Below are 23,501 nucleotides of genomic sequence, written 5' to 3'. Positions count from 1 at the left end.
TGGGGGTAACTTAATCCATGCAAGAGCCCGTACCCCCCATCGGTATGGACGCACACAGAGGGAGAACGACATGACCATCGCGAACTACACCGTCACCGGCATGACCTGCGGCCACTGCGCGGGCTCGGTCCGCGCCGAGGTCGGCAAGCTCGGCGGGGTCACCGACATCGCGGTCGACGTCCCCACCGGCCGGCTCACCATCACCAGCGCCGCGCCGCTCGACGAATCGGCCGTGCTCGGCGCCGTCGACGAGGCCGGCTACTCGGCCACTCCCGCATAGGAACGGCCATGAACACCCCGATCAAACTCGCCGCCTACGCCGGAGGGCTCGCCGTGATCTTCGCGGCGGCCCTCGGGCTGGGCGCGGCAACAGGAAGCCCGATCGACATGTCGAACACCCACGACACCACCACCCACGGCGGGCACGCTGACGCGGGCACCGCCGTCGCCACGGCCCCCGCGGGCCTTCAGGTCTCCGAGCAGGGCTACACCCTGTCCGATATCACCGCCCCCGCGGAAGCGGGCAGCCCCGGCGCACTGAACTTCCGGATCCACGGCCCGTCCGGTGCCGCGGTCACCGAGTACGACGAGCTGCACGAGAAGCAGCTGCACCTGATCGTGGTCCGCAGCGACACCAGCGAGTTCCGGCACGTGCACCCGGCCCGGGCGGCGGACGGCACCTGGTCGATCGACTGGAGCTGGCCGAGGGGCGGCACCTACCGCGTGTTCGCCGACTTCCAGCCGACCGGCGGTCCGCAGCTGACACTCGGCCGCAACGTCGACGTCGCGGGCGACTTCGCCCCGGCCACCCTGCCCCGGGAAACACGGGTCGCCGAAGTGGACGGCTACCAGGTCACCCTGTCCGGCGACCTCAGCACCGCAGGCGGAGAGCTGACCCTGACCGTGGCCCGCGACGGCAAGCCGGTCACCGACCTGCAGCCGTACCTCGGCGCGTTCGGGCACCTGGTCGCGCTGCGCACCGGTGACCTCGCCTACCTGCACGTGCACCCGCAGGGCGAGCCCGGCGACGGCGTCACCGCACCCGGACCGGACGTCAGCTTCCACGCGCAGGCGCCGTCCGACGGCACCTACCGCCTGTTCCTCGACTTCCAACACGAGAACGTGGTCCGCACAGCGGAATTCACGGTCTCCACCCACGAAGGCCACTGACATGACCACCGAGTACCTCGCTCCCGAGACCACCGGCGCCGCCAGCATCGAGCTCGCCATCGGCGGGATGACCTGCGCCTCCTGCGCGGCCAGGATCGAGAAGCGGCTCAACAAGATGGAGGGCGTGACCGCCACCGTCAACTACGCCACCGAGAAGGCCAAGGTCGTCTTCGACCCCGCGGTCACCTCGGCCGACCTCGTCGCCGAGGTCGAGAAGGCGGGGTACTCGGCCACCGTTCCGCAGCCGCCCTCGGCCGACCGCGACAGCGACGCCGACGCCGAGCCCGAGGACGAGCAGTCGCGGGCACTCGCCGCCCTGCGTACCCGGCTGATCGTCTCGGCGATCCTGTCCGTCCCCGTCATCGCCATGGCGATGATCCCGGCGCTGCAGTTCTCCAACTGGCAGTGGCTCTCGCTCACGCTGGCCGCACCGGTCATCGTGTGGGCGGGGCTGCCGTTCCACAAGGCCACCTGGGCCAACCTCAAGCACGGCGCTGCCACGATGGACACCCTGATCACCATCGGCACCGGCTCGGCGTTCCTCTGGTCGCTGTACGCGCTGTTCTTCGGCACCGCAGGCGAACCCGGGATGACGCACCCGTTCTCGCTGACGATCGGGCGCACCGACGGCGCCGCCAACATCTACCTCGAGGTCGCCGCGGGCGTCATCACCTTCGTGCTCGCGGGCCGCTACTTCGAGCAGCGGTCCAAGCGGCGGGCAGGGGCCGCCATGCGCGCGCTGTTCGAGCTCGGGGCGAAGGAGGTCTCGGTGCTCCGCGGCGGAGTCGAGACCCGGATTCCGGCAACGGAACTCGCGGTCGGCGACCTGTTCGTGGTGCGACCGGGTGAGAAGATCGCCACCGACGGCCAGGTCGTCGAGGGCCGATCAGCGGTGGACATGTCGATGCTGACCGGTGAATCCGTCCCGATCGAAGTGGCCGAGGGCGACGCGGTGGTCGGCGCGACCGTCAACGCCGGCGGCAGGCTCGTCGTCCGGGCGACCAGGGTCGGTGCCGACACCCAGCTGGCACAGATGGCGGCCCTGGTCGAGGACGCGCAGAACGGGAAGGCCCAGGTGCAGCGTCTCGCCGATACCATCGCCGGGGTGTTCGTGCCGATCGCCATCGCGATTGCCGTTGCCGCGCTGGGCTACTGGATCGGCACCGGCAACCCGCTGTCGGTCGCGTTCACGGCCGCGGTCGCGGTGCTGATCATCGCCTGCCCCTGCGCGCTCGGCCTCGCCACACCGACGGCCCTGCTCGTCGGCACCGGGCGCGGCGCCCAGATGGGCATCCTGATCAAGGGACCCGAGGTGCTCGAGTCCACCCGCAACGTGGACACCATCGTGCTCGACAAGACCGGCACGGTCACCACCGGCAAGATGACGCTGCAGGACGTGATCGTGGCCGAGGGCACCGACCGCACCGAGGCGCTGCGCCTGGCCGGGGCCCTGGAGCACGCCTCCGAGCATCCGATCGCCAAGGCGATCGCGACGGCCGCCGCGGCCGACACGTCAGGTCCCCTGCCGGCGGTGGAGGGTTTCGAGAACGTCGAGGGTCGCGGGGTCCAGGGCATCGTGGACGGGCACGCCGTGGTCGCCGGCCGGACTTCCCTGCTCGAGGACTGGTCGCTGCACCTGCCGGTGGAACTGAGCGAGGCGAAGGCGGCCGCCGAGAATGCGGGCAAGACCGCGATCGCGGTCGGCTGGGACGGCGCGGCGCGGGCGGTGCTGGTGGTGGCCGACGCGGTGAAGGACACCAGCGCCGAGGCGATCGCGCAGTTCAAGCGGCTCGGCCTCGAACCGGTGCTGCTGACCGGCGACAACGCGGCGGCCGCCAGGAACGTGGCCGACCAGGTCGGCATCGACACGGTGCTGGCGGAGGTAATGCCCGCGGACAAGGTCGACGCGGTCAAGGAGTTGCAGGCACGCGGGAAGGTGGTCGCGATGGTGGGCGACGGCGTGAACGATGCCGCCGCACTGGCCCAGGCGGACCTGGGTCTGGCGATGGGCACCGGCACCGACGCGGCGATCGAGGCCAGCGACATCACGCTGGTCCGCGGCGACCTGCGCTCGGCCGCCGACGCGATCCGGTTGTCCCGCAAGACACTCGGCACCATCCGCGGCAACCTGTTCTGGGCGTTCGCCTACAACGCCGCGGCGATCCCGCTCGCCGCGGCCGGCCTGCTCAATCCGATGCTGGCCGGCGCCGCGATGGCGTTCTCGAGCGTATTCGTGGTCAGCAACAGCCTGCGGCTGCGTCGATTCAAGTAGCAGCGGCTGCGCCGCCCGTGAGTCCTTCTGGTGTCACTGCACACCAGAAGGACTCACGGGCGAAACCGGTCACGACCCGCTCCGGTCCCCTTCCTGCTGGTAACAGAAGCCGTTGCACCCGTCGCTACCGGTTGGGAGGTCTGCCAGGACGCTGAAGATTTCAACGCCAATGTCGGAGGGAAGAGTGGCGACCGATCCGGCCGGCGGGACGGATTCGACGGGGAATGCGGAGGCGGTGCCCGCTCCGGCGGCCAGGCCACCGGTCAGCAGGGCCGAGACTAGGACCGTGGGTGCGAGACGACGCAGCGTGGGACGAGGCATGTACGAACTCCATTCGGTGACTCTGACGATTGGATCGCGCACCGGCGGCGGCGAACCGCACCGACGCCGAGCACGATTCGAGTCACCGTACAGTCGAGGAATCGGCGAGGTGCAGCAATCCGCATACTGTTGCTGCACTTGGCAATTCGTTGAACGCAACAGATCCCCTAAGGACCTGCCTTCACTGGCAGAGCCGTGTCATCCAATCGGGCTGGGCTGGCCATCAGACACAGCGCGCTCCGGCCTCATTGCTGACCCCCCCCAACTCGGCTTGGAAAACCCGAGCACATCCTCGCCGAACCAGATGAGAACGTCGCCGATGGGGCCTGGAATCCGAAGATCACTGGACCCAACTGCCTCAGCGAGGGATCCACCCGAGTAGGTCGTGCCAGGAGGGCTGGGAGTGACCGCGGAGGCGGTACCCACTCCGGCCGCAAGGCCACCGGTCAGCACGGCCGAGGCGAGGACCGTGGCCGCGAGACGACGCATCATGGGACGAGGCATGTACGAACTCCATTCGGTGACGACGATTGGATCGCGCACCGGCGGCGTCGAACCACACCGACGCCGAGCACGATTCGAGTCACCGTACATTCAAGGAATCGGCGAGGTGCGGGAATCCGCATACTGTTGCCACACTTGGCAATTCGTTAAACGCAACCGAGCTCGATGGAGCCCGTTCCGATGTCAGAGCCGGGTCAACCGATCGGGCCGAGCGGCTCGACCGCGGCAAGGCGCACGTAGGCAGCAGCGTCCAGGGTCTCGCCGCGCGCGGACGGGTCGATCCCCGCCGCGACCAGGCGACGCTCGGCCTCGGCGGGAGAGCCGGCCCAGGTGGCGAGCGCGGCCCGCAGCGTCTTGCGCCGCTGCGCGAAGGCCGCATTGACCACGGCCCAGACCCGCTGCCGATGTTCCTCGTCGATCGGCCACGGCGGCTCGGCGTAGCGGTCCACCCGCACCAGCCCGGACTCCACCTTCGGCACCGGCCAGAACACCTGGCGGCCGACGGCACCCGCGCGACGGACGTCACCGAAGAACCGGGCCTTGACGCTGGGCACCCCGTAGATCTTGTTGCCCGGCACGGCTGCGAGCCGATCCGCGACCTCCGCCTGCACCATCACCAGGGCGGTGCGCAGGCTGGGGAACTCGGAGAACAGGTGCAGCAGCACCGGCACGGCGACGTTGTAGGGCAGGTTCGCGACCAGCGCGGTCGGCGCGGCGGGCAGGTCGGCGGGCATCACCTTCATGGCGTCGGCGCCCACGACCGTCAGCCGGTCCGCCAGCTCGGGCGCCCGCTTCGCCGCGGTGTCCGGGAGCCTGGCGGCGAGCACCGGGTCGATCTCGACGGCGATGACCGAGTCGACGGCGTCGAGCAGGGCCAGCGTCAGCGAGCCGAGCCCGGGGCCGACCTCGAGCACGATGTCGTCGCGGCCGACGCCTGCCGTGGTCACGATGCGGCGCACCGTGTTGGCGTCGTGCACGAAGTTCTGGCCGAGCTGCTTGGTGGGTCGCACGCCCAGCTCGGCGGCGAGCGCACGCACCTCGACGGGGCCGAGCAGCGCGGCCTTGCCGCGCGGGTTCCCCTCGGCGGGGTTCACCTCGGGGCTGGTCACAGGGGGTTCACCTCGGGGTTTGTCACGAGATGAACCTATCGCCTCTGCCGAGCTGCCGCGAAATCCGACACTCAGCGCATGCCGAGACGAGACGTGCAGGCCGGCCACGCGCCCCAGCCCTGGGTCGCCTGCGTCCTGCTCGCGATGGCGATCTGCTCCTCGCGGGTGGCCAGGTCGGCGCGCGGTGCGTACCGCAACCCGCCCTGCCGCTCCCAGGTGTTCTGGTCGAACTGCACGCCGCCGTAGAAGCCGTTACCGGTGTTGATCGCCCAGTTCCCGGTCGCCTCGCACTGCGCAAGCGCGTCCCAGGTGGCGCCGTTGCTCACCGGCGGAACCTCGGTGCCCGGCTTGGCGCCGACTCGCACCACCTTCGCCTGGGCGGGGGTGGTGACGACGGCATCGAGCTGCTGGCGGCCGGTCTCGGCGCCGTTGACCTTGGTGACCGCGAAGGTGACGTCGTGCACGCCGGGGGCGCCGGGGTTCTCGACGATGGTCTTGCTCATGTTCATCGTCGGGTCCTCGATGCGCTGCTCCGGCGGCAGAAGCGGCAGCGTCTCTGTCACGTTCTCGGTGCGCGTGCGGGTGATCGCGATCTGCATGCCGTCAACGATCTTGGTGTCGGCCGCGGGCGCCACGGTATCCGCCTGCTCGAGCGGCACGCCCTTGGCGGCCAGCAGTTCGCCCACGGTCGGCGCGGCCAACCGGACCTCGGACGCGGGGGCGGCACCGTCGACCAGGCTGACCAGCTTGGGGCTAACCACGTCGAGGGCGGCGCCGTCGAGCGGGAGGCGCTGCGAGCGGGAGGCAGAGACGTGCACGTCCGCCTCGAGCCGCTGCTGCTGCAGGGCCTCGTCCACCGTCAGCGCGGTGGTCCAGATGGTGCGCGGCTCGCCGTCGACGGTGAGCGCGAGCTCGCGGGCGCGACGCAGCACCACCGTCGAGCCGTCCGCGACGGCGGAATCGGCTGCTGGCGCCACCACGTCCTTGTCGCCGACCGAGTAGCCGGCGTCGGCGAGGACGTCGACCACCTCGGTGCTCATCGTGCTCAACGCGATCGTCTCCCCGTCGACGTCCACGGTGACCGTCTTGTGGCGGAACACCGCGAGCAGTCCACCCGCGATCAGGGTGAGGAGCAGGGCCCCGACGACCACGCGCAGGAGCGGGGAGTTGGCGTTGTTGATCCGAGCAAAAGGTGACACGAGGAGTCCTGAGGGCTGACGGTCATCGGGGGTATTCCCGACGCGGTTCGATCACAGTACGGTAACGAGCGTGGGGACTCCCGGCAACCGCGAGCCTCTGACCAGTGCAAATAAAGGTCTCAGAACGGTACACAGAGCCGAGTCGTTTGCTCATGGAATCGTGACCAGGAATGCTCACGCGGATGCGTACACAATCGCGCCGAAGACTCGACCGACTACCCGTCGTGATCGGCCTCCTCGCCCTGCTCGCCCTCGTCCTCGGAGTCGGAACCGCCAACGCGCAGTCCGATCCCGACAAGACCTACGTCATCGCCACCGACGTGACCTTCGCCCCGTTCGAGTTCCAGAACGAGCAGGGCGACTTCGTCGGCATCGACATGGACCTGCTCAAGGCCATCTCCGAGGACCAGGGATTCCGGTACCAGGTCAAGCCGCTCGGCTTCAACGCCGCCGTCCAGGCGCTGCAGTCGCGCCAGGTAGACGGTGTCATCGCCGGCATGTCGATCACCGACGAGCGCAAGCTGGTCTTCGACTTCTCCGATCCGTATTTCGATTCCGGCGTCCAGATGGCGGTCGCGAAGTCGAACGACGACATCGAGTCCTACGAGGACCTCAGGGGCAAGCGGGTCGCGATCAAGACCGGCACCGAGGGCGCGATGTTCGCCGAGTCCATCAAGGACAAGTACGGCTTCACCACCGTCACCTTCGACGACTCCGCCAGCATGTACGACGACGTCAAGACCGGTAACTCGGTCGCGGTCTTCGACGACTACCCGGTGTTGCTGTACGGCATCGCGCAGGGCAACGGCCTGAAGGCGGTCGGCGAGAAGGAGGCGGGCAACTCCTACGGGTTCGCGGTCTCCAAGGGCCAGAACGCCGAGCTGGTCGAGAAGTTCAACGCCGGGCTCGCGAACCTGCGCGCCAGCGGGCAGTACGACAAGATCCTCGACACCTACCTCGGCGAGGGGGCACAGGAGGCCCAGGGCGGGAACAACTTCTTCTCGCTCCTCAAGGACACCTACCCGCAGCTGCTCAAGGGCCTGTGGATGACCATCGTGCTGACCGTGGTCTCGCTGGCGATCGCGCTGGTGCTCGGCCTGATATTCGGGTTCCTGCGGGTCTCGCACCGCAAGGTCCTGCGCGCCATCGGCGTCACCTACGTGGACATCTTCCGCGGCACCCCGCTGCTGGTGCAGGCGTTCTTCATCTACTTCGGCATCCCGGCCGCGCTCGGCTTCCAGATGCCGGCGTTCACCGCGGGCGTGATCACCCTGAGCCTGAACGCGGGCGCCTACATCACCGAGATCATCCGCGGCGGCATCCAGTCCGTCGACAAGGGCCAGATGGAGGCCTCCCGCAGCCTCGGCATGAACTACATGGCCTCGATGCGCAAGGTGGTGCTGCCGCAGGCGGTGCGCACCATGATGCCGTCGTTCGTCAACCAGGCGGTCATCACCCTCAAGGACACCTCGATCCTGTCGGTGATCGGCATCGCCGAGCTCACCCAGACCGGCAAGATCATCATCGCGAGGAACTTCGAGTCCTTCAACATGTGGCTGATCGTCGGCATCTTCTACTTCGTCATCATCATGGCGCTGACCAAACTGTCCGACCGGCTCGAAAAGAGGATCAACGCATGACGGAGTCGTCAGCGGCGCCGGTTGCGTCGCCCACCATCAAGATTCAGGTCTCCGGCCTCAAGAAGGCGTACGGGGACAACGAGGTGCTCAAGGGCATCGACGTGGACATCGCGAACGGCGAGGTGGTCTGCGTGATCGGGCCCTCCGGGTCCGGCAAGAGCACCTTCCTGCGCTGCCTGAACAAGCTCGAGGACATCACCGACGGCACGGTGATCGTCGACGGCTACGACCTGACCGACAAGAAGGTCGACATCGACAAGGTGCGCCAACACATCGGCATGGTGTTCCAGCACTTCAACCTCTTCCCGCACATGACCGCGCTGGAGAACGTGATGCTGGCGCCGGTGCAGACCAAGCGCGCCACCAAGGAAGAGGCCAGGGCGACCGGGCAGAGACTGCTCGAGCAGGTGGGTCTCGGCGAGAAAGCGAACGCCAAGCCCGCCAACCTGTCCGGTGGGCAGAAGCAGCGCGTGGCGATCGCCAGGGCGCTGGCCATGAACCCGGACATCATGCTTTTCGACGAGGCCACCAGCGCGCTCGACCCGGAGATGGTCGGCGAGGTGCTGCAGGTGCTGCGCGACCTCGCCGATCAGGGCATGACGATGGTCGTGGTGACCCACGAGATGGGCTTCGCCCGCGAGGTGTCCGACCGGGTGATCTTCATGGCCGACGGGTTCGTCGTCGAGGAGGGCACCCCCGCGGAGCTGTTCGGGAACCCGCAGCAACCGCGCACCCAGGACTTCCTCAAGAAGGTCCTGTAGGCCGAGCCCGCGCCACTCGCCGAGTGTGCAGTTGTCGGCCATCGCTCTCGGGCGATGCCCCGACAACTGCACACTCGACGGCGGCTGCGTCAGTCTCGGACCGCCAGCTCCATCACCACCCCGGTCTGCTTGCGGCAATCCATGCCGGACACGAAGGTCCCGCTGCCGCCGAACCAACCGGGGCTCTTCGATACCGAGGTCCGCACCGCGGTCCCCGGGAGCGGGCACCACGCGCCGATCCCGTTCTCGCGGTACAGCTCGTCCAGCAGGTACACGCCCAGAACCGTGCCGGTGGTGCTGTCGAATCCATCCGGGACGTCCGCGCCGTGCACCGTTCCCCACAGCCGCCCGCGCAGCCCGGTCGGACAGGTCGTCGGGCGCGCCTCGCCAGTAGGCGCTGATGCCCCCGGCGCTGAGCGTGCGGCTGTTCCGATCCCAGCGGACCGGTCGGCGGAAGATCTCCGGTTCGGTGTCGTCTGCGGTGTAGGCGAGCGCCCATGTCGCCTCACGGCCCACCTCGGGCGGTGGGGCGCAGCACTCGATCTCCCACGCCGCGACGTACACGTCGATGACGTCGACGCCGCGGTCGACGGGAGTCGCATTCGTGAACCCGTGCATTCGTCGCCTACCCGTGCGGCCCAATCTACTCGTCGAGCGTGCAGTTGCCGTCGCCCGCTCTCGGGCGATGCGACAGCAACTGCACGCTCGGCGGAGGGCTAGATCCGGAACACGCGGCGGGCGGTTGCGGTCGAGGCCCGCGCCAGCTCGATCGGGTCCTGACCGCGCGTGTGGGCCAGCGCCCGGACCGTGTACGGCAGGCAGTACGGCTCGTTCGGCGCGCCGCGGAACGGGTGCGGGGTGAGGAACGGTGCGTCGGTCTCGACGATCAGCTGGTCGTCGGGCACCAGCTTCGCGGCCTCGTGCAGCTCGCGCGCGTTCCGGAAGCTGACCGTGCCGGAGAAGCTGAGCACGTAGCCGGCCTCCACGCACGCCAGCGCCATGTTCGCATCGGACGAGAAGCAGTGGAAGATCACCGTCTCCGGCGCACCCTCGTCGATCAGCACCGCCAGCAGGTCGTGGTCGGCCTCCCGGTTGTGGATCATCAGCGGCTTGCGCAGCCGCTTGGCCAGGTCGATGTGCCAGCGGAATCCCTCGACCTGCTCCTCGATGGTGGCGCAGCCCTCGAGCTTGCCCGGCCAGTAGTAGTCGAGCCCGGTCTCCCCCACCGCGACGGTCCGCGGATCGCCCGCGAGGCGCTCGATCTCAGCCTTGGTCGCGTCGTCGAGCACGTTCGCCCTGGTCGGATGGATGGCAGTGGCCGCGTACACCCGCGGGTCCCAGTTCGCGGCGTCCACCGCGAACCGTGCGGCGGCCAGATCATCGGCCACCGTGACCACGCGACCGACGCCGACCCGCTCCGCGCGGTCGACGATCTCGGCCACCGACGCGGCATCGGTTGCACCACACGCGTCGAGGTGGGTGTGTGAGTCGATCAGGGGCTCGAGCGGCTCTGGCAGGTCCGGGGCCGGACGGTCTCTTGGCACGCAGATAGAGTAGGCGCACCATGACTGTGTCACCCGCACCCAGCCGCCCCGAAGCCACCCGACCGCCGTTCTACATGACCACGGCGATCGCGTACCCGAACGGCGCCCCGCACGTCGGCCACGCCTACGAGTACATCGCCTCGGACGCCATCGCGCGCTTCAAGCGACTCGACGGGTTCGACGTGTTCTTCATGACCGGCACGGACGAGCACGGCCAGAAGATGCAGCAGACCGCGGCCAAAGAGGACATCAGCGTCCAAGAGCTCGCGACCAGGAACTCCGACGTGTTCCAGGCGATGGACAAGACCCTCGGCATCTCCTACGACCGGTTCATCCGGACCACCGATGAGGATCATCAGGTCGCGTGCCAGGCGATCTGGGAGCGCATGGTCGAGGCAGGGGACATCTACCTCGACACCTATGCGGGCTGGTATTCGGTCCGCGACGAGGCGTTCCACACCGAGGCCGAGACCACCCTGCTCGAGGACGGCTCACGCATCTCGACGCTGACGGGCACCCCCGTGGTGTGGACGGAGGAGTCCAACTACCTCTTCCGGCTGTCCGCGTACCAGGACAAGCTCCTCTCGCTGTACGAGTCGCAGCCCGAGTTCATCGCCCCCGACACCCGGCGCAACGAGATCGTCAGCTTCGTCAAGGGCGGCCTGAAGGACCTGTCGATCTCGCGCACCACCTTCGACTGGGGCGTACCGGTGCCGGGCAACCCCGAGCACGTCATGTACGTGTGGGTCGACGCCCTCACCAACTACCTCACCGGCCTCGGCTACCCCGACGTCGAGTCGGAGGCGTTCACCAAGTTCTGGCCTGCGGATCTGCACATCATCGGCAAGGACATCAGCCGCTTCCACGCGGTGTACTGGCCGGCGTTCCTGATGTCCGCGGGCCTGGAGTTGCCGAAGCGCGTCTTCGTGCACGGGTTCCTGTACAACAAGGGCGAGAAGATGTCGAAGTCGGTCGGCAATGTCGTCGACCCGCTCCAGATGGTCGAGCAGTACGGCCTCGACGCGTTGCGCTTCTTCCTGCTGCGGGAGATCTCGTTCGGCCAGGACGGCAGCTACAGCCACGAGTCCATCGTCACCCGGATGAACGCCGACCTGGCGAACGAGCTGGGCAACCTCGCACAGCGTTCGCTGACGATGGTCGCCAAGAACTGCGACGCCCAGGTCCCCACCCCCGGCGATCTCACCGAGGACGACAGCGCGCTGCTGGCCAAGGCCGAGGCCCTGCTCGAGGCGGTGCGCGCCGACTTCGACAAGCAGGCGCTGCACCAGGCGCTCGAGGCGATCTGGCACGTGCTCGGCGAGACCAACCGCTACTTCTCGCAGCAGGAGCCGTGGGTGCTCCGCAAGACCGACCCGGCCCGGATGGCGACGGTGCTCTACGTGACCCTCGAGGTCGTGCGCATTGTCGGGATCCTGGTCCAGCCGGTGATGCCGGATTCGGGCGCGAAGATCCTGGACCTGCTCGGGCAGGACGAGGCCGCCCGCGACTTCGCGAGCCTCGGCGTGCGGATCGCGGCGGGCAACCCGCTGCCCGCACCCTCGCCGGTGTTCCCCCGGTACGTGGAGCCCGAAACCGCCTGAGATGACGAACGAGGGCGTGCCCGACGACGGCCGGCCGTCGGCCGAGGCCGCGGCGCTCCTCGACGCGCTCGCGGGCGCCTACGAGCGAGGTTGGCAACCCGCGGACCTACTGCACCTGACCCGCAGGGCCGCCGAGTCGCCGCCCGCACTCGCCGCGGCCGTGCTGCTGTACGAGGCGCGGCTGAGCGGTGCGGCGGATCGGGCGCCAACGGAGTGGTCCGATCAGCTGCACGCCGCCGCCGAGCTGTACCCGGACCAGGCTCGCCTGGCGGACCGGACGCCGGTCACCGGTCCGCGTGGCGGGCACCTCGCCGGAGCCCTGACCGCCGGGCGGTCGGGCTTCCTGGGATACCAGCTGTCCGAGCTGGCCGCGGAGTGGAACCGGCTGACGGACTGGATGGTCCTCCTGCCCCCGCCGTCGCAGTGGCCGGCCGAAGGCGCGGCCCAACCAGACGCGGAGGCCCCGGAGCCCGCGGCCACTGCGGACCCCAAGGTGCTGGGCCGGATCCGGGGGCTGCTCGCCAAGGCGGAGCGCACCGACTTCGCGGAGGAGGCCGAGGCCTTCACCGCGAAGGCACAGGAACTGATGACGCGGTACGCGATCACCGCCGCCCTGCTGCGTTCACGCGCCCACACGGGCGGGACCGTGGTGCACAGCCGCCGATTCCACTTCGAGAATCCGTATCTGAAGGAGAAGGTGCACCTGCTGACCGCGATCGGCGACGCGAACCGGGTGCGCACCGTCCTGTTCGGCGACCTCGACATCGCCACCGCGGTCGGGACCCCGGTCGATCTCCAGCAGGTCGACCTGCTGTTCACCTCGCTGCTCGTCCAGTCGGCCCGCGCCCTGCAGTCCGGCGCCGCGGAGGGCCGCGCCGGCGCGCGCACCACCGGGTTCCGGAAGGCCTTCCTCGCCGGGTTCGCCAGCCGGATCGGGCAGCGACTGCGCGATGCCGACGCCAGGGCCACCGAGGCGGCTGCCGACGAGGAGTCCATCCCGTTGGGCGACCTGCTGCCGGTGCTCGCCACCACCTCCGCCGCGGTCGACGCGGAGTTCACCCGGCTGTTCCCCGGCACCAGGACGGCCAGGGCCCGGTCGGTGGACGCCAGGGGCTGGCATGCCGGGCGGGCCGCGGCGGACAACGCATCGCTGGCCAAGGGTGAGCGCGCCATCAGACGCAAGTAGCGCCAGCATCCGCCCCTGACCTGGTGGGCAACCCCCGACCACGCACCGACGTTGGGGATGGCTGCGCCCATCGCATGCACCGGGCGATAGGTGCTGATGGCGCAGACCGCCACCTGCTGACCAACCCGCTATGACTCAGTTTGTTGAACGTGCGAGATGCGCGACGTTGACCTCATCCGCTGGGCCCGCCTCGGTCTGGTCCTTTGCCCATCGGTAGTCAGGTTTGCCCGCCGGCGAACGCTTGATCTCCTCGACCCACCACAGGCTGCGGGGCACCTTGTATCCGGCGATCTCGTTGCGCACGAACGCATCAAGGTCGGACAGTGACGGCCTCCGACCAGTTCGAGCGGAAACGACAGCGGCGACGTGCTGGCCGAAGCGTTCGTCCGGGACGCCGACGACGATGGCATCGAACACGTCGGGGTGCGCCTTGAGTGCGCCCTCGACCTCCTCCGGATAGATCTTCTCGCCGCCCGAGTTGATCGACACCGAGCCACGGCCGAGCAGAATCACGGTTCCGTCCGCTTCCACCCGCGCGAAGTCGCCCGGAATGGCGTACCGGACACCGTTGATCACTTTGAAGGCGGCCTTGGACTTCTCTTCGTCCTTGTAATAGCCGACGGGGAGGTGTCCGCTACGAGCGAGCATTCCGATGACACCGGACCCTGGCTCAACGGGATTGCCGTCGTCGTCGAGGACGGTCGTCGCGTCGTCGATCTTCACGCGGGGCCCGCCGGCGTGAACCTCTCCCTTCTCGGCGACGCTCGTCCCGCCGTATCCGGTTTCGGAGGATCCGATGGTGTCGATCACGAGCCGGTTCGGTAGCAGTTCGAGAATCTGCTCCTTGATCGAGGGGGAAAACAATGCCGCAGCACTGACCACGACGTACAGGCTGCTCAGGTCGTACTCCTGACCCGAGGTCATCGCGGCGGTCAATCCATCAACCAGAGGACGAGCCATGGCGTCACCGGTGAAGAACAGGCAATTGACCTTGTGCCGATCGATCAGCCGCCAGATCTCCGGTGCATCGAATTCCGGCGCCAGCACCACGGTTCCACCACTGAACAGCGAGCCGAACGTCGCCGCCTGGGTCGCGCCGTGGATCATCGGCGGGATCGGCAGGCGCACCAAAGGCGGGTTGGCAGCTCCTGTTTCGGCGAGGTCCCATTCGCCTTCGATGTAGTTGCCGGTCGCATGGTCGAACCCGCCGAACAAGGTGCGGTAGATGTCCTCGTGGCGCCACATCACTCCCTTCGGGAATCCTGTGGTGCCGCCGGTGTACAGCAGGAAGATGTCGTCCGCGCTGCGCTCACCGAAGTCACGCTCCGGCGAACCGAGGGCGAGCGCGTCGTCGAATGACACGCCGGCCAAGGCGGAGCTGTCCGCGGCGGTGCCGTCTTCGACCACGATCACCGTCGTGACCTTTTGGGTCCGCGGCAGGACTGCGGCCACCTTGTGCGAGTACCGGCGCTCGTGGACGAGCGCGACCATGTCGGAGTTGTCGAAGAGGTATTCGAGTTCGCCCTCGACGTAGCGGTAGTTGACGTTGATGATGATGGCCCGCGCCTTGACGATCGCCAGCATGGACACGACGGCCTCGATGCGGTTTCGGCAGTACACCCCCACCTTGTCATCGCGCTGGACCCCCTGTGCCATCAGGAAGTGGGCCAGCCTATTGGACCGCTCCTCCAGCTCCGCATAGGTGAGGGTTTCGTCCTCGCAGATCAGCGCGACTCTGTCCGGAACGAGATCGATCGCATGCTCGGCGAGGTCCGCAATGTTGAGTGCCATGGCCCCGAACCTAGAACACGTTCCAGCCCACGTCCAGAGAAACGAACCGATTGGTCCTTTTTTCATCCACCCCCGATTCCGAGTCCTCGGCGGGCGACGGCGCACCAGCCAGACAGCGCCTCCGCATCCACCGAGGGCGCTAGGGGTGAAGCAGAAAGCGGCTCGCATTTGCCTGGACCAGGACAAGTGCGCCATCGGACAAGGGTGAGCCACAACCGCCCCTGACCTGCGACGGGAACACATGTCGGACCCCCGGTGCACACTGTCGCCATGAGCGATAATCGAACACACATTCGACAAATGTCCGCAGTCGACGCGCTCGCCCAGGCGTACGAGCGCGGCTGGCAGCCCGCCGACGTCATCCACGTCACCAGACGCGCGCTCGACGCCGCGCTGACCCCCACCGCAGCCGCGCTGGTCCTCGAAGAATCGCGACGAAGCCGCGCGTGGTCGAGGGCTCCGCAGCAGTGGCTCGATCAGCTCCGCGCGATCGCGGACGCGCATCCCGGAACGGCGGCAGCCGCCGCGGTCGACCAGGTGCACGCCCGATCGCTCGGGTTCCTGTGGCAGCACCTGGGCCCCTGGACGGCACTGTGCCCGCCACCCTCCGCCTGGCCGCGGCAGCGCGACGAACGGACGACTCAGCCCTCTCACCAGGCAGATCTGAAGGTGTTGAACAAGATTCGCGGACTGCTCGCGAAGGCCGAGAGCGCCGAATTCACCGAGGAGGCCGAGACGCTCACAGCCAAGGCCCAGGAGCTGATGACCCGATATGCGATCAGCTCCGCACTGCTCGAGTCCGGCGAGCCCGGCGGCGGCGTCACCGTGCACAGCAGGCGGGTCCACCTCGACAACCCCTACGTCAAGCAGAAGGCCCTGCTGCTCACCATGATCGGCCATGCCAATCATGTTCGGACCCTCTACAACTCGCGAATGGCCACCGCAACGATGGTCGGCGCTCCCGTCGATCTCGAACAGGTCGAGATGCTGTTCACCTCGTTGCTCATCCAGGCAACCAGGGCGATGAGCAAGGCGGGCGAGGACGGTTCGCGGTCCACATCGTTCCGCAAGGCCTTCCTGTTCGGGTTCGCCATCCGGATCGGCCAACGACTGACCGAGGCGGACAAGGCCGCGACCGCGCGGGTGGTTGTCGACGCCGAGGTCCGTTTCGGGGACCTGCTCCCCCTCCTCGCGGGGCGAGCGGCGGCGGTGAAGGCCGAGGTGGACCGCCTGTTCGGTCCCACGAAGACATGGCAGCATTCCGCGGTCGATCCGCGGGGCGTGCTGGCCGGACGGTCGGCGGCCGATGCGGCGACGCTGTCGGCGGACGGACAGGCGATCGCGGGGTGAAGCGGATCAGAGGCGCGTGAGCCCGTGCGTCCCTTCCGCGACCATGTCGTCGACGACCGCAATCAGCATGTCCTGCATCGCGCGCGAGGCGTGGGTCGGCTGCACGTCGACCCGGCGGGCCAGGGAAATGGTGCGGCTGAGCTCGGGCGCTTTCAGCCGCACCGGACGCAGGCCGGGCCGATGGGCCGCCACCAACGACGGCACCACGGCGACACCGAGACCGCGCTCGACGAACCGCAGCACCCCCTCCATCTCCGCGCCCTCCACCGCGACCCGCGGCGTCAACCCGGCCCGCTGAAACGCGGCGTCGGTGGCCGCGCGCAGGTCATACCCACGGTGGAACATCACAAGGGGGTAGCTCGCGAGTTCGTCGAGCGTCAGCTCACCTCGCGCGGTGAGCGGATCGGCGGCGGCCGAGGACACCACGACGAGGTCCTCCCGCAGCAGCGGCGTGACCTCGAGGGCCGCCTCGCCGCGGTCCTCGTTCGAGACGATCAACGCCATGTCGACCAGTCCGCCGGTCAACGCGTCGACCAGCGCACGCGATCCACTCTCGTTCACGTTCAACGCAATCCCCGGGTACGCCGCGAGATAGCGCTCGAGAAGATCCGCGACGAGACTGACACACAGGCTCGGCGGCGCACCCAAACGCACCCGGCCGCGCCGCAACCCGGTCAGCTCGGCGATCTCGCGATACGCCAGCTCCTCATCCGCGAGCATCCTGGTCGCCAACGGCAACAACGCCTCGCCCGCCGCGGTCAGCGCGATGTTTCCCCGCGCGCGGTGAAACAGGCTGGCGCCCAGGCTCTTCTCGAGCGCCAGGATCTGCCTGCTCAGCGACGGTTGGGCCAGGTGCACCTCGCGCGCCGCCTTGGTGAAATGCCCGGTGCGCGCGACGGCGAGGAAACAGGCGAGCTGCGTCAGGGTCATATCTATACGTTTAGCGCATCGAGACGACCCGAACAATGCATTGGAGTAATCAACACCCGCTCCCTAACGTCGCAGTCATGACAGATTCGGTTTCTGTGATCGGCGGCGGCCTGGCCGGACTCACCGCGGCTATCGCCTGCGCGGAGGCGGGCGCCCGCGTCACCCTGCACGAGGCACACGCCACGCTCGGCGGCCGGGCTCGCGCCACGGCCGGCCCGTACGTCGCCCACGAGGGCGCTCACGTGTTCTACGCGGACGGCCCGCACTGGCAGTGGCTCAAGCGACGCGGATTCGTCGATGGCCTGTGCCTGCCCCCGATCCGCAGCATCGGACTGCTCGGCTTCCGGTCGCGCGGCAGATTTCGCAGGCGGCCGCCGAGGGGAATGCTGCGCGCCCAGCTCACGCCCTGGGCCACCGCACCCATCGACACGGACTTCCATTCATGGGCCGCACAGCGTTTCGGGCACGACGCCGCGACCGCGATGGCGAACTCCGTCGGCGTCGCCACCTACGACGCGGACACCGGGAGGCTCTCGGCCGCGTTCGTGTGGGATCTGTTTCAACGGATCTACGGGCAGAGGGTGCCCGGCGTGCGCTACGTGGCAGGCGGCTGGCAGGCGGTCACCGACCGGATGGCGGTCCACGCACGCGACCTCGGGGTCCGGATCGAGCTGGGCTCCCGAGTGGACACGATCCCCGCCACACCAACGATCGTCGCGACCGAACTGTCCTCCGCGCGAACCCTCCTCGGGGACTCGGCGCTGAGCTGGCAGAGCGGGCACTGCGTGATGCTCGACCTCGCCGTCCACGAGGGACGGCGCGACCTGTTCACCGCCGCCGACCTCGACGAGGGCGGCTTCCACGACTGCTACTCGATGCAGGACCGCTCCGTCACGCCGCCGGGCGAGTCCCTGTTCCAGATCGATATGCCGGTGCGCACGGGCGAGTCGATCGACAAGGCGCGCACCCGTCTACACAGGTTCACCGACCTCACGGTTCCGGGCTGGCGGGACCGGGTCACCTGGCAGCGGACCGCCACGGCGAAGGGCAGGACCGGCGCCATCGACCTGCCCGGCCAGACCTGGCGCGACCGCCCCGCGATCGACCGGGGCTCGGGGGTGTATCTCGTCGGGGACATGGTCGCCGCCCCCGGGATGCGCGGGGAGATCGCGATCAACAGCGCGCTACGCGCGGCCACCTCCGTGGCCGCCGAACTGAAACTCTCGAAGGGGGTGCGCCGATGAGCGCAAGTGTGGTGGTCGTGGGAGCGGGATACGCCGGGGTGATGGCGGCGAACCGGATGAAATCACGGAGCGAGGACACACGGGTGATCGTCGTCAATCCCCGGCCCGTGTTCGTCGAACGCATCCGGCTTCATCAGCTCGCCACCGGAAGCTCCGACGCCACAGTCTCATTCGAGCAGATACTCCACCCCGGGGTGGAGCTGCGCGTGGGGACCGTCGAGCGGATCGACGCGCGGAACGGCTCGATCGTGTTGAGCGATGGCGAACTCCTGGCCTATGACCACCTGATCTACGCGGTCGGCAGCACCGACCGACGCGACCACATCCCGGGGGCTTCCGAACACGCCTTCTCCCTGTCCGAGTTCGAACAGGCCCACCTGCTCCGGCTCCGATTGCGGGCTCTCCCTCGACCGCTCGCCGTCACCGTGATCGGAGGCGGACTGACCGGCATCGAGGCCGCGGCCGAGTTCGCCGAGAACGATCCCGAACTCGCCGTGACCCTGGTGTCCGACTCCCCTGTGGCGCAGGCACTGCCGCCACGGACGCGACGCAAGATCCTCGATACGCTGGCCACGCTCGGCGTCGAGGTGATCGACGGGGATCGGGTGGCCGAAATCGCCGAGGGCAAGGTCACTCTCGCGGATGGGCGGACCCTGCGGAGCGACTGCACGGTGCTCGCGACCGCCTTCGCGGTGCCCGACCTGGCGCGCAGGAGTGGACTCGAGGTCGATGCCGACGGCCGACTGCTGGTCGACGCGACGTTGACCAGCCGGAGTGCACCAGCGATCGTCGGCGCCGGTGACGCGGTCGCCGGACCCGCGGACGAACTCGGCCACCTCCGGATGAGCTGTCAGACCGCCCTCCCGATGGGCGCGCACGCCGCCGACACCGTCCTCGCCCGTCTCGGCGGCGCCGAACCGACGCAGCTCTCGCTCGGATTCGTTGGCCAGTGCATCAGTCTCGGCCGGCGGCGCGGAGCCTTCCAACCGACCCACGCGGACGACTCCCCCGCCTGGCCCGCGATCACCGGCCGCGTGGGAGCGCTCGTGAAGGAGCAGGTCTGCCTCACGACGGTGCGCTGGATGACGAAGCAGGCGACTCGCGGGCCGTACCGGTGGCGTCGCGGCCCACACTGACGGCCCGGTGAAGGCTCGATTCGGGTGTGCGGGTGGGGAGCCCGGCCTCGGCGTCACCGTACACAGCAGGCGAGTCCATCTCGACAACCCGCACGCCAAGCAGAAGGCCCTGCTGCTCACCCTCGATCGGCCATGCCAATCATGTTTGGACCCTGTGTATTTCGCGAATGGCCACTGCCACAATGGTCGACGCCCCTGTCGATCTCGAACAGGTCGAGATGCTGATCACCTCGCTGCTCATCCAGGCGACCAGGCCGATGAGCAAGCCCAGCCGCCTCGGCCGGCGTCGACGCAGGCTCGCGGCAAAGCCGATGCAGCTGGCGACGGCCTAGGCCGCGCTCGCCGCGAGGGCGACTCCGGCCTCAATCAGATTGAACATGGCCATGCGTGAATCTTGTGCTCCATGAGTGAGTTGCGATGAAGGGGCAGAAAGTTCCCCGGCGAAATCGAGTTTTCCGTGCCTAGGGTGCGCGGCGGCGACACCCGCTGACACCACCACCGTCCATACTTGACCAATCATTCCAATAAACGGTACCGTCCGAGCCATGGCGAGGACAAAAGCGTTCGACCCCGATGTCGCACTCCAGTCGGCACTGGAGTTGTTCTGGCGTCACGGCTACGAGGCCACGTCCATGACCGACCTCGTCGAGCACCTCGGCATCGGCCGAGCCAGCCTCTACGCCACCTTCGGGAACAAGCACGACCTCTACCTGAAGGCGATGGACCGGTATGGAGAAACCCGCGACCCGCGACTGTTCAGCGAACTCTCACAGCCTGGCCCAGCCCTGCCCGCCGTCCGCGCGGTGGTGCGTCGCTTCGCCGACGAGGCCTCCTCCAACCAGCGCCTGAACGGCTGTTTCATCACCAACACGGCAGCCGAACTAGGCCCACACGACACCGACGCTGCCCGTCGGGTCGAGGTGAGCTGGGAGCATATCGAGACCCTGCTCTACTCCGCCCTCGTCCGGGCTCAGGCCCAGGGTGAACTGCCCGCCAACCGCGATCCGCGCGGACTGGCCCGCCTGCTGCTCGTACTGATGCAAGGCATGCGGGTGGTCGGCAAGGCCTCGAGCGATCACGCGCGAGTGCACACCGCGGCCGAGGAGGCACTGACCCTGCTGGACTGACCGATCATCCGAGCAGAAGCCTGCCCCTTCGCATGTCCACATAATGGAACGATCAGTTCATAAAGGCCGGGAATCATGACAGCTACGAAGCCGCAATTGGCACCGGCCCAGGCGCAGGCAAAGGCCACCGCGCCCGGCCTTCCCCCTCCTAGGCACCGTCCTGGCCGACCTGATCTTGCTCAGCGCCGGATACTTGCTGACCTTCGCCGGTCTGCTGCTGTTCAGTGGCCGGTTGGCGGACCGGCATGGCGGACACCGCATGCTCACCGCGGGGCTGGCGTCCTGGTTCGGCCTGGTTCCCGGCCTGCTGCTCCTGCCTGCGGGCGCCACGCGCCGTCGTGTTCGCCCTCCTGCTCACCCTCGGCAGCGACGCCTCGTCGCTGCCGCCACAGCAGCGGCGTTCACCCTGCCGCCCTCCTGCACCTCCGCACCCACTGCCCGAACACCCTGTAGTCAACCCAGCTGACAACCCAGAGGAGCTCCAACCATGACCGCACGTTTCGCCGGTAAGACCGTCCTCGTGACCGGAGCCGGTTCCGGCCTCGGCCGCGCCATCGCCCTCGCCTTCGCCGGGGAGGGCGCTGCCGTGGTCGCCGCGGGCCGCACCGCCGCTCCCCTCGCGGACACCGTCGCGTTGATCTGTGAGCAGGGCGGCACCGCCGCCGCAATCACTGCCGACGTCACCCGATCCGATTCGATGGACGCCCTGGTGCGGGGCAGCGTCGACCGCTTCGGCGGCCTCGACGTCGCCGTCAACAACGCGGGTATCTTCCGCGGCGGACAGTCGGTCGCCGACCTGCCCGAGGAAGACTTTCGGAATCTTCTCGACGTCAACGTCACCGGTGTCCTGCTCGCCATGCAGGCCGAGATCAGGCACATGCGCACGAGCGGAGGCGGCGCGATCGTCAACATCGCCTCCAATCTCGGTGCACACCACCGAATCCCGGGTGTCGCTGGGTACATCGTGTCCAAGGCCGCCGTCTCCGCCCTCACCCGGGCCGCCGCACTCGACCACATCGGGGACGGCATCCGGATCAATGCGGTCAGCCCGGGCGCCTCCGACACGACGATGTCGCTACGACCGGGCGAGACGGAGGCTGAGCGCGAAGTTCGCATCCGGCAGCAGTCTCCGCTCGGACGGATGACCGCCACCGGCGAGGTCGCGGCCGCAGCCCTGTACCTCGCGTCGACCGACGCCGGCTCCGTGGTCGGCGCCGATCTGGTGATCGACGGCGGCGTCTCAGCCTGAGGAGACCCTCGACCGCCGGCTGAGGTTCGGACCCCCGCACCTTTTCGACCGCGACGAAGGTATGTCGACCCGCACGATTCGGGTGTGCGGGTGGGGCCGTGTCACGCTTGTCGGGTGCGGATCGAGCGGATTGGTGACGGCGGCGACCCGGCCGACGTGTTGCGCGCCCTCGCGAGCCTGGCCGTAGACCGCGGCGCACCCGCGCCCGCGGCGCTGATCGGCGACTGGTTCGGATCCCGGGCGGTGCTGGCCCCGACCGTGCACACCACCCCCGTCGACCCGGCCGGCACCTTCGACCTCTCGGACCGAGAAACCGTCGGGGATACGGGACCGCGCGGGGACGACGGCCCATTGATCGGCGGCGGCTGGATCGGCTACCTCGCCTACCCGGACACCCCGGCCAGCGGGGCCGCCGCCGCACTGCCCGCCGCGGCAGGCGGCTGGACGGACTCGGTGTTGCGGCAGGACCCCGACGGCTGCTGGTGGTACGAGAGCCTGACCGACGACCCCTGCCCCGCGGCATGGTCGGACGCGGTCACCGCGCCCGCCGCCCCGGCGCAGCCCTGGCGGATCGAGTGGACCGCCCCCGACCGGGAGGCGCACCGCAACGGCGTGCTGCAGTGCCTCCAGGCAATCCGGCAGGGCGAGGTGTATCAGGCCTGCGTGTGCACCCAGTTCCGTGGCCGTGCGGACGGCGACCCGCTGCACTTCTTCGCCGACGCCGTGGCCGCGACCCGGCCCGCCCGCGCCGCCTTCGTGCAGGGCGAGTGGGGCGCGGTGGCATCGCTCTCCCCCGAACTGTTCCTCTCCCGCCACGGGGACTCACTCCGCTCGAGCCCGATCAAGGGCACGCTGCCGATCGCCGACGATCCGGATCGCCTGCGTGCCTCCGTCAAGGACGTCGCGGAGAACGTGATGATCGTCGACCTGGTGCGCAACGACCTCGGCCGGGTCGCGGTGCCGGGATCGGTCACGGTCACCGATCTGCTCGGTGTCTACCCCGCCCCTGGGGTCTGGCACCTGGTCTCCACCGTCGCCGCGACCGCCGCGCCCGGCACCACCACCGCGGCCCTGCTCGAGGCCTCCTTTCCGCCCGCCTCGGTCACCGGCTGCCCGAAACACCGCGCCCGCCAACTCCTCTCCCGATGGGAGCCGGACCATCGCGGGGTGTACTGCGGCGCAGTCGGATTCGCGTCCCCGCTCGCCGGGACCGAACTGAACGTGGCGATCCGCACCGTCGAGTTCGACCCGGACGGAAACACGGTGCTCGGGGTTGGCGGCGGCATCACCATCGACTCCGACCCGGACGCCGAATGGCAGGAGTGCCTCGACAAGGCGTCGAGCATCATGTCGCTCGGATAGTCGTC

The 23,501-nt window shown here is 68.7% G+C and carries 20 protein-coding genes; 14 read left to right on the top strand and 6 right to left on the bottom strand.

Going from position 1 to position 23,501, the window contains the following annotated elements:
* The first annotated feature begins 70 nt into the window (after positions 1-70).
* Genes FCG67_RS13935 through FCG67_RS13925 form a run of 3 tightly spaced genes read left to right on the top strand, consistent with a single transcriptional unit; the run spans position 71 to position 3,442 of the window.
* On the top strand, positions 71-280 hold the full coding sequence (locus FCG67_RS13935) for a heavy-metal-associated domain-containing protein (RefSeq protein ID WP_077042609.1): 210 nt from the start codon (positions 71-73) through the stop codon (positions 278-280).
* A gap of 8 nt (positions 281-288) precedes the next feature.
* Entirely contained in the window at positions 289-1,170 is an 882-nt protein-coding gene (locus FCG67_RS13930) for a hypothetical protein (protein WP_136910366.1), read from the top strand.
* 1 nt (position 1,171) lies between these two features.
* A complete protein-coding gene (locus tag FCG67_RS13925) occupies positions 1,172-3,442 on the top strand; it encodes a heavy metal translocating P-type ATPase (RefSeq protein ID WP_136910365.1) in 2,271 nt (756 codons plus the stop codon).
* Positions 3,443-4,461: 1,019 nt separating this feature from the next.
* Here the strand turns inward: FCG67_RS13925 and rsmA are convergent.
* Positions 4,462-5,376, bottom strand: a complete 915-nt coding sequence (gene rsmA, locus FCG67_RS13920; protein ID WP_211243202.1) for a 16S rRNA (adenine(1518)-N(6)/adenine(1519)-N(6))-dimethyltransferase RsmA — start codon at positions 5,374-5,376, stop codon at positions 4,462-4,464.
* Between the two features lie 71 nt (positions 5,377-5,447).
* Positions 5,448-6,575 (bottom strand): resuscitation-promoting factor, encoded by a 1,128-nt coding sequence (locus FCG67_RS13915; protein WP_136910364.1) that lies wholly within the window; start codon positions 6,573-6,575, stop codon positions 5,448-5,450.
* Between the two features lie 182 nt (positions 6,576-6,757).
* On the opposite strand from FCG67_RS13915, the gene FCG67_RS13910 reads away from it, so the two are divergent.
* Together FCG67_RS13910 and FCG67_RS13905 are read left to right on the top strand one after the other, a co-directional pair.
* On the top strand, positions 6,758-8,215 hold the full coding sequence (locus FCG67_RS13910) for an amino acid ABC transporter substrate-binding protein/permease (protein ID WP_169310527.1): 1,458 nt from the start codon (positions 6,758-6,760) through the stop codon (positions 8,213-8,215).
* Positions 8,212-8,976 (top strand): amino acid ABC transporter ATP-binding protein, encoded by a 765-nt coding sequence (locus FCG67_RS13905; RefSeq protein WP_136910362.1) that lies wholly within the window; start codon positions 8,212-8,214, stop codon positions 8,974-8,976. Before FCG67_RS13910 ends, FCG67_RS13905 begins: the two co-directional genes overlap by 4 nt.
* Before the next feature lie 89 nt (positions 8,977-9,065).
* On the opposite strand, the gene FCG67_RS13900 is transcribed toward FCG67_RS13905, so the two are convergent.
* Together FCG67_RS13900 and FCG67_RS13895 are read right to left on the bottom strand one after the other, a co-directional pair.
* Positions 9,066-9,308 carry a hypothetical protein gene (locus tag FCG67_RS13900; RefSeq protein ID WP_136910361.1) on the bottom strand — a complete coding sequence of 81 codons (243 nt, stop codon included), beginning with the start codon at positions 9,306-9,308 and terminating at the stop codon, positions 9,066-9,068.
* A 384-nt stretch (positions 9,309-9,692) separates the two neighbouring features.
* A complete protein-coding gene (locus FCG67_RS13895) occupies positions 9,693-10,520 on the bottom strand; it encodes a TatD family hydrolase (protein ID WP_136910360.1) in 828 nt (275 codons plus the stop codon).
* A 20-nt stretch (positions 10,521-10,540) separates the two neighbouring features.
* On the opposite strand from FCG67_RS13895, the gene metG reads away from it, so the two are divergent.
* Positions 10,541-12,121 carry a methionine--tRNA ligase gene (metG, locus tag FCG67_RS13890; RefSeq protein ID WP_136910359.1) on the top strand — a complete coding sequence of 527 codons (1,581 nt, stop codon included), beginning with the start codon at positions 10,541-10,543 and terminating at the stop codon, positions 12,119-12,121.
* A gap of 1 nt (position 12,122) precedes the next feature.
* Positions 12,123-13,307, top strand: a complete 1,185-nt coding sequence (locus tag FCG67_RS13885; RefSeq protein ID WP_136910358.1) for a DUF2786 domain-containing protein — start codon at positions 12,123-12,125, stop codon at positions 13,305-13,307.
* A 135-nt stretch (positions 13,308-13,442) separates the two neighbouring features.
* Here the strand turns inward: FCG67_RS13885 and FCG67_RS13880 are convergent, their stop codons facing one another.
* The gene (locus FCG67_RS13880) at positions 13,443-15,098 is read right to left on the bottom strand and encodes an acyl-CoA synthetase (RefSeq protein ID WP_136910357.1); all 1,656 of its coding nucleotides are present in this window, start codon (positions 15,096-15,098) and stop codon (positions 13,443-13,445) included.
* A gap of 300 nt (positions 15,099-15,398) precedes the next feature.
* Between FCG67_RS13880 and FCG67_RS13875 the strand changes: the two genes are divergently transcribed.
* Positions 15,399-16,448, top strand: a complete 1,050-nt coding sequence (locus FCG67_RS13875) for a DUF2786 domain-containing protein (protein ID WP_246045064.1) — start codon at positions 15,399-15,401, stop codon at positions 16,446-16,448.
* Positions 16,449-16,454: 6 nt separating this feature from the next.
* On the opposite strand, the gene FCG67_RS13870 is transcribed toward FCG67_RS13875, so the two are convergent.
* Positions 16,455-17,378, bottom strand: a complete 924-nt coding sequence (locus tag FCG67_RS13870; protein WP_136910355.1) for a LysR family transcriptional regulator — start codon at positions 17,376-17,378, stop codon at positions 16,455-16,457.
* A 77-nt stretch (positions 17,379-17,455) separates the two neighbouring features.
* Between FCG67_RS13870 and FCG67_RS13865 the strand changes: the two genes are divergently transcribed.
* The 6 genes from FCG67_RS13865 (at position 17,456) to FCG67_RS13840 (ending at position 23,496) form a co-directional block, all read left to right on the top strand.
* On the top strand, positions 17,456-18,622 hold the full coding sequence (locus FCG67_RS13865; RefSeq protein ID WP_136910354.1) for an FAD-dependent oxidoreductase: 1,167 nt from the start codon (positions 17,456-17,458) through the stop codon (positions 18,620-18,622).
* Entirely contained in the window at positions 18,619-19,758 is a 1,140-nt protein-coding gene (locus FCG67_RS13860; protein WP_136910353.1) for an NAD(P)/FAD-dependent oxidoreductase, read from the top strand. Before FCG67_RS13865 ends, FCG67_RS13860 begins: the two co-directional genes overlap by 4 nt.
* Positions 19,759-19,925: 167 nt before the next feature.
* On the top strand, positions 19,926-20,090 hold the full coding sequence (locus tag FCG67_RS24995) for a hypothetical protein (protein WP_169310526.1): 165 nt from the start codon (positions 19,926-19,928) through the stop codon (positions 20,088-20,090).
* Between the two features lie 213 nt (positions 20,091-20,303).
* Positions 20,304-20,885, top strand: coding sequence for a TetR/AcrR family transcriptional regulator (locus tag FCG67_RS13855; protein ID WP_136910352.1), 582 nt, complete (start codon positions 20,304-20,306; stop codon positions 20,883-20,885).
* 487 nt (positions 20,886-21,372) lie between these two features.
* Complete coding sequence (locus FCG67_RS13845) at positions 21,373-22,134, top strand: SDR family NAD(P)-dependent oxidoreductase (protein WP_136910351.1); 762 nt, start codon at positions 21,373-21,375, stop codon at positions 22,132-22,134.
* Between the two features lie 114 nt (positions 22,135-22,248).
* The gene (locus FCG67_RS13840; RefSeq protein WP_136910350.1) at positions 22,249-23,496 is read left to right on the top strand and encodes an aminodeoxychorismate synthase component I; all 1,248 of its coding nucleotides are present in this window, start codon (positions 22,249-22,251) and stop codon (positions 23,494-23,496) included.
* Positions 23,497-23,501 lie beyond the last annotated feature (5 nt).

The organism is Rhodococcus oryzae (assembly GCF_005049235.1).
Taxonomy (GTDB): Bacteria; Actinomycetota; Actinomycetes; order Mycobacteriales; family Mycobacteriaceae; genus Rhodococcus_G; species Rhodococcus_G oryzae.
The sequence above is the reverse complement of the archived record's forward strand: the minus strand, read 5'-3'. Positions and strand labels throughout refer to the sequence as shown.